This is a genomic window from Nocardia cyriacigeorgica, from assembly GCF_010868145.1.
In the GTDB taxonomy this organism is placed as follows: Bacteria; Actinomycetota; Actinomycetes; order Mycobacteriales; family Mycobacteriaceae; genus Nocardia; species Nocardia cyriacigeorgica_D.
This window is the reverse complement of record NZ_JAAGUY010000042.1, coordinates 25,417-31,768: the sequence shown is the minus strand read 5'-3', so window position 1 is coordinate 31,768 and position 6,352 is coordinate 25,417. Positions and strand designations below refer to the sequence as shown.

Annotated in this window: 5 protein-coding genes; 4 read left to right on the top strand and 1 reads right to left on the bottom strand. The window is 66.4% G+C overall.

Annotated features, from left to right (window positions below; all coding sequences use genetic code 11):
- On the bottom strand, positions 1 to 874 hold an 874-nt coding region (locus GV792_RS27485), incomplete at its 3' end, for an AMP-binding protein (RefSeq protein WP_163827890.1).
- 238 nt (positions 875 to 1,112) lie between these two features.
- Between GV792_RS27485 and GV792_RS27480 the strand changes: the two genes are divergently transcribed.
- Genes GV792_RS27480 through GV792_RS27465 form a run of 4 tightly spaced genes read left to right on the top strand, consistent with a single transcriptional unit; the run spans position 1,113 to position 6,335 of the window.
- Positions 1,113 to 2,726: a peptide ABC transporter substrate-binding protein gene (locus GV792_RS27480; RefSeq protein WP_163827889.1), complete on the top strand. Its 1,614-nt coding sequence runs from the start codon at positions 1,113 to 1,115 to the stop codon at positions 2,724 to 2,726.
- Positions 2,727 to 2,750: 24 nt separating this feature from the next.
- A complete protein-coding gene (locus tag GV792_RS27475; protein WP_163827888.1) occupies positions 2,751 to 3,677 on the top strand; it encodes an ABC transporter permease in 927 nt (308 codons plus the stop codon).
- Between the two features lie 13 nt (positions 3,678 to 3,690).
- Positions 3,691 to 4,650 (top strand): ABC transporter permease, encoded by a 960-nt coding sequence (locus GV792_RS27470; protein ID WP_163827887.1) that lies wholly within the window; start codon positions 3,691 to 3,693, stop codon positions 4,648 to 4,650.
- On the top strand, positions 4,647 to 6,335 hold the full coding sequence (locus tag GV792_RS27465) for a dipeptide ABC transporter ATP-binding protein (RefSeq protein ID WP_163827886.1): 1,689 nt from the start codon (positions 4,647 to 4,649) through the stop codon (positions 6,333 to 6,335). The genes GV792_RS27470 and GV792_RS27465 overlap by 4 nt, the downstream gene beginning before the upstream one ends.
- Positions 6,336 to 6,352 lie beyond the last annotated feature (17 nt).

The following is a 6,352-nucleotide window of genomic DNA, read 5'->3' as shown; positions in this document are numbered from 1 at the left end:
CGTTGTGGTGGGTGTAGGCGGTTTGGGTGAGGTAGCCGCCGCTGGTGTGCAGGATGCCTTTGGGTTTTCCGGTGGTGCCGGAGGTGTAGAGGATGAACAGGGGGTGTTCGGCGTCGAAGGCCTGTGGCTGGTGTTCGGGGGAGGCTTGGGCGACGGTGTCGTGCCACCACAGGTCGCGGCCCTCGGTCCACGGCACCTCGACGTTGGTGCGGCGCACCACCAGCACGTGCTCGACGCTGTGCGGCACGTCGCCGCTGGCGTAGAGCGCCTCGTCCACCGCCTCCTTGAGCGGGGCGGACTTACCGCGGCGCCACTGGCCGTCGGTGGTAATGACCAGCCGGGCGCGGGCGTCGTCGACCCGTTGCCGCAGCGCGGACGGGGAGAACCCGGCGAAAACCACCGAATGAGTGAGCCCGAGCCGCGCGCAGGCCAGCATCGAGACGATGGCTTCGGGAACCATCGGCATATAGATGGCGACCCGGTCGCCGGCCTCGAGGCCGAGCTCGGTCAGATAGTTGGCGGCACGGCTGACCTCGGCGAGGAGTTCGTTGTAGGTGATGGCGCGGGAATCGCCCGGTTCGCCCTCCCAGTGAATCGCGACCTGGTCGCCGTGACCGTCGAGCACATGCCGGTCGACGCAGTTGTAGGCCACGTTGAGCTTGCCCTCGACGAACCATCGGGCGACCGGGGCGTCCGACCAGTCCAGCACCTGCGACCACCGGTCATGCCAGTGCAGACGGTCGGCCTGCTCGGCCCAGAAGGCGTCGCGATCGGATTCGGCGCGTCGATAGATCTCGGCATCGGCGTTCGCGGCGGCGGCGAAAGCCGCGCTCGGCGGGTACGAGTCCTGGTGATCGGCGGTGGTTTCGGTCATCTCGTCACTTCCTTCACATCACCTGCGCATGCGGCCGGTTTCGACAGTAGTCAACTGTGACCCACGCCGCTGCCAGTGTGCCCACCGGGTGGGCGGCCGATATGACGGACATGAGTTCGGCGCGGTCGACTGACAAACCGATGGTGTGGTGGCTATCGTCGGCTCCTGATCGGCGCTGCCGGACGGGGTCTGCACATGGCCGCGGCGTTCGGGCGACGACAACGATTCGGGGGTGCACATGCAGCGAACGCGGATTCGGCCCTTGGCCGCGGCCCTGATGCTGGCCCTGCTGTGTGCCGCGAGCCTGCCCGCCTGCACGATCACCCCGGCGTTGGGCGAATCCATCGCGGTCAACGGCACCGAACCGCAGAATCCGCTGGTCCCGTCGAACACCAATGAGAACGGTGGCGGTCGCATCGTCGACCGGCTCTTCGCCGGGCTGCGCCGGATCGATGCGAACGGCGGCCTACACGATGAGGTTGCCCAATCCATCGAGACCACCGACCAGCAGCACTACCTGATCCGGCTGAAGCCGGGCTGGACGTTCAGCGACGGCTCACCGGTCACCGCGCATTCGTTCGTCGACGCCTGGAACTTCGGTGCGCTGATCACCAATGCGCAGCTGCAGAGCTACACCTATGAACCGATCGTCGGCTTCGATGATGTGCAGGCCGATCCGCCACGCGCGCAGACGATGTCGGGGCTGCGCGTGCTCGACGATCTCACGTTCACAGTCGACCTGAAGGCGCCGACCATCGACTTCGGCACCCGGCTGGCGTACGCGCCGTTCTATCCATTGCCCGAGGACGCGTTCGACGACATCGACGCGTTCGGTCAGCATCCGATCGGCAACGGCCCGTACCGGTTCGCCGACGGCGACGCCTGGCAGCACGACGTGACGTTGAACTTGGTGCCCAACGAGAGCTACCGGGGCGGGCGTCCGGCCAGGAACAAGGGCCTCACCTTCGTGTTCTATTCCAACTTCGATGCCGCCTACTCGGACCTGTTGGCCGGGAACCTCGATGTGCTCGATACGGTCCCGCCCAGTGCGTTGACGGTAGTCGACGACGATCTGGGTGAGCGGGCCGTGTCCGCGCCAACGGCGCAGAACCAGTGGATCGGTACCCAGCCCGGCCTGCCGCATTTCGATGGGGAAGAGGGCAGACTCCGCAGGCACGCCCTCTCGATGGCGATCCAACGAGAACGCATCGGCGACAAGATCTTCCGCGGCACCCGAAAACCCGCCCGCGACTACACCTCACGGGTACTTCCTGGTTACAACCCGAACCTGCCCGGCTCCGAGGTTCTCGACTACAACCCCGACGAGGCCCGCAGGCTCTGGGCGCAGGCGAACGAGATCTCGCCGTGGAGCGGGCGTTTCGAGATCGCGTACAACGCCGACGGCGGGCATCAGGCCTGGGTGGATGCCGTCGCCAACAGCATCAAGAACACCCTCGGTATCGAGGCCGTCGGCGCCGCGTTCCCGACCTTCAAGCAACTGCGCGATCAGGTCACCTCGCGCACCATCGGCAAGGCCTTCCGTTCCGGCTGGCAGGGTGACTATCCGACCATGCTGCAATTCCTGGAGCCCGGATTTCTCAGTAGCTCCGCCACCAACGACTTCGACTACAACAACCCGGAATTCGACGCCCTGATCGCCGCCGCCGAAGCGGCGCCGACCGAGGAACAGTCCTGGCAGCTGGTCGGGCAGGCGCAGCAGGTGCTGCTGCACGATCTGCCGACCATCCCGGTCTTCGACTATGTGAACTCCGCTGGGTACTCCGAGCGCGTCCGCAATGTCACCTTCGCCTGGAACGGTCTGGCGGACTTCGAGAACATCGAACTGCGCTGAGCCGTCGGAGAGTGAGGAGAGCCCATGGCCTGGTACATCGTGCGGCGACTATTGCAGATGATTCCGGTGTTCTTCGGCGCCACCCTGCTCATCTACTTCCTGATCTACAAGGTCTCGGGTGGATCGGTGGCCGCACTCGCTGGTGACCGCACGCTGACGCCCGCGCTGGAAGCCCAATTGCAGGCCCGCTACCACCTGGACGAGCCGTTCATCGTGCAGTACCTCTACTACCTGAAGGGCATCTTCACCTTCGATCTCGGCACGTCCTACTCGGGCCGCCCGGTCAGTGAGGAACTGGCGCGCGCCTTCCCGATCACGTTCCGGCTGGCTCTGCTCGCGGTGTTGTTCGAGGCGGTCTTCGGCGTGTTCTTCGGTGTCATCGCCGGGCTGCGCAAAGGCAAGCTGTTCGATTCGACGATGCTGGTGGCCAGCTTGATCGTGATCGCGGTGCCGGTGTTCGTGCTCGCATTCCTCGCCCAGTACCTGTTCGGTATCGAATGGGGGATCGCGCCGGTGACAGTCGGTGCGGACGCCAGTTTTTCTCGGCTGATCGTGCCCGCGATGGTCCTCGGCGCGCTGTCGTTCGCCTATGTCCTGCGATTGACCCGCAGCCAGGTGGTGGAGAACCGGGACGCCGACTATGTGCGCACCGCGACCGCGAAAGGGCTGGCGCGGCGCCGCGTCGTCGTTGCCCATATTCTGCGCAATTCGCTGATCCCGGTGGTCACCTTCATCGGCGCCGACCTCGGTGCGCTGATGGGCGGGGCCATCGTGACCGAGGGCATCTTCAATATCCCTGGCGTCGGCGGCACGCTCTACCAGGCTGTGGTGCGGGGTGAGGCGCCGACCGTCGTCTCCTTTGTGACCGTGCTGATCGTGGTGTTCCTGCTCGCCAACCTGATCGTCGACCTGCTGTACGCGGCCCTCGATCCACGGATCCGCTACGCGTGAGAAGGGAGTGAGCATGTCCGATGAGCGTCCGCAGGCCCGTCCGGGCCAGCAGCGCTGGGTCGCCCCTGTCGATGCGGTCGAGGTCGACGCTGTCGATCGGGTGCGAGTCGCCGGAGCACCGCGCGGATTCTGGGGCGAGGCGTGGCGCGGGTTGCGGCGAAATCCGCTGTTCCTGGTGTCGGTCGCGTTGATCGTGCTGGTATTGCTGCTCGCCTTCTTCCCCGGCCTGTTCACCGACCAGGACCCCCGGTATTGCGTGGTCGACAACAGCCTGCTGCCGCCGAGCTCGCAGCACTGGTTCGGCTTCGATCTGCAGGGGTGCGATATCTATGCCCGCACGGTGTACGGGGCACGCGCGTCGGTGCTGACGGGTGTCGGCGCGTCGCTGCTGTTCGTGGGTATCGGCGCGACGCTCGGCGCCCTGGCCGGCTTCTACGGTGGACCGCTCGACTCGATCATTTCCCGTATCTCGGAGATCGTGTACGCGATCCCGCTGATGCTGGCCGCCATCGTCGTCATGCAGCTGTCGGAGCGCCGGACCATCTGGCTGGTGATCGTCATTCTGGCCGGGTTCACCTGGCCGCAGGTCGCCCGCATCGCGCGCGGCGCGGTCATCGCGGCCAAGAACAGCGAATACGTGCTGGCGGCACGGGCATTGGGGGTATCGCGGTTGCGCACTCTGCTGCGCCACGTGCTACCGAACTCGCTCGGCCCGGTCATCGTGGTGACCACCATCTGGCTCGGCGTCTTCATCGTTACCGAGGCCACCCTGTCATTCCTCGGCGTCGGACTGCCACCGACCGAGGTGTCGTGGGGTGCCGATATCGCGACCGGTCAGCAGCAGTTGCGCGGCGGTTCGCTGATCCTGTTCTATCCCGCGACGGCGCTGGCGGTGACGGTGCTCAGCTTCATCATGCTCGGCGACGCACTCAGCGATGCCCTCGATCCGAAATCACGCAGGAGGCGTGCATGAGCCCGCTGCTGGAGATCCGTGATCTGCACGTCGCGTTCGGTTCCGGTGACGATCGGGTCGATGCGGTGCGCGGTGTCGACCTGACGGTCTATCCCGGGCAGACGGTCGCGATCGTCGGCGAATCCGGGTCCGGTAAATCGACCACCGCGCACACGGTGATCGGGCTGCTGCCCAGCGGCGGACAGGTCGTGTCGGGGCAGATCCGGTTCGGCGGCCGCGAGCTGGCGAAAGCACCGGAATCCGAGCTGGTCGCGGTGCGCGGCAACGGTATCGGATTCGTACCGCAGGACCCGATGTCGAACCTGAACCCGGTGTGGAAGATCGGTTACCAGATCGCTGAAACGCTGTCCGCCAACGGGATCGCGCGTGGTCGGGCGGCACGTGAGCGCGCCGTCGAACTGCTGCGCGAGGCGGGAATCCCGGATCCCGAATACCGGGTGAACCAGTATCCGCACGAGCTGTCCGGTGGGCTGCGCCAGCGCGCGCTGATCGCGATCGGCCTATCCGGCCGTCCGGAGTTGCTCATCGCCGACGAGCCGACCTCAGCCCTCGACGTCACCGTGCAGCGCCAGATCCTCGACCACATCGATGATCTCACCGCACAGCTCGGCACCGCGATGTTGCTGATCACCCACGACCTCGGTCTGGCCGCCGAGCGGGCCGAACATCTGGCGGTGATGTATCGCGGCCGGGTGGTGGAATCGGGGCCTGCACTGGAGATCCTGCGCGATCCGCAGCACGAATACACCCGGCGTCTGGTCGATTCGGCGCCGTCGCTGGTGGCCGGCCGGCGTTCGGTGAGCGCGATGCGCGCCCAGGTGCGGCGGCGGTCGATCGAGGTCGCCGAGGAAGCAGTGCCCGGCGAGGTGGCGGCGGGTTCGGTGGCCGCCGAGGAGATTCTGGTGGCCGACCGGCTCACCAAGCGGTACCGGATTCGCGGATCGGTGCCGTGGAAATCGACCGAACTGCTTGCCGCGGACGAGGTCACGTTCCGGATGCGGCGCGGCACCACCACGGCGATCGTCGGGGAATCCGGGTCGGGGAAGTCGACGGTCGCGCAACTGGTGCTCGGGCTGCTCGAGCCGACCTCCGGCACGGTGTTCTTCGACGGTGACGATGTGGCGCGGCTGAGCCGGAAATCGCCGCTGGCATTCCGGCGCCGGGTCCAACCGATCTTCCAGAATCCGTACGGCTCGCTGGATCCCATGTATTCGATTCACCGCACCCTCACCGAACCGCTGCGCACCCATGGCATCGGCGGTCGCGCCGAACGTGATGCCAGGGTGCGCGACCTGCTCGACAAGGTGGCGCTTCCAACGGACGTGCTATCGCGCTACCCGAACGAACTGTCCGGTGGCCAGCGCCAACGCGTCGCGATCGCCCGCGCCCTGACCCTGGAACCGGATCTCGTGGTCTGCGACGAGGCGGTCTCGGCGCTGGACGTGCTGGTGCAGGCGCAGATTCTGGCACTGCTCAACGACCTGCAGGCCGAACTCGGGCTGTCGTACCTGTTCATCACCCACGATCTGGCCGTTGTACGCCAGATCGCCGACGACGTCCTCGTGATGCGGGCAGGCCGCGTCGTCGAGGCCGCCACCACCGACGCGGTATTCGACAATCCACGCGAGGACTACACCCGCAGGCTGCTCGACGCCATCCCTGGCCGGGACCTGCTGGTGAGCTGACCGGTGCGACGGCAGTA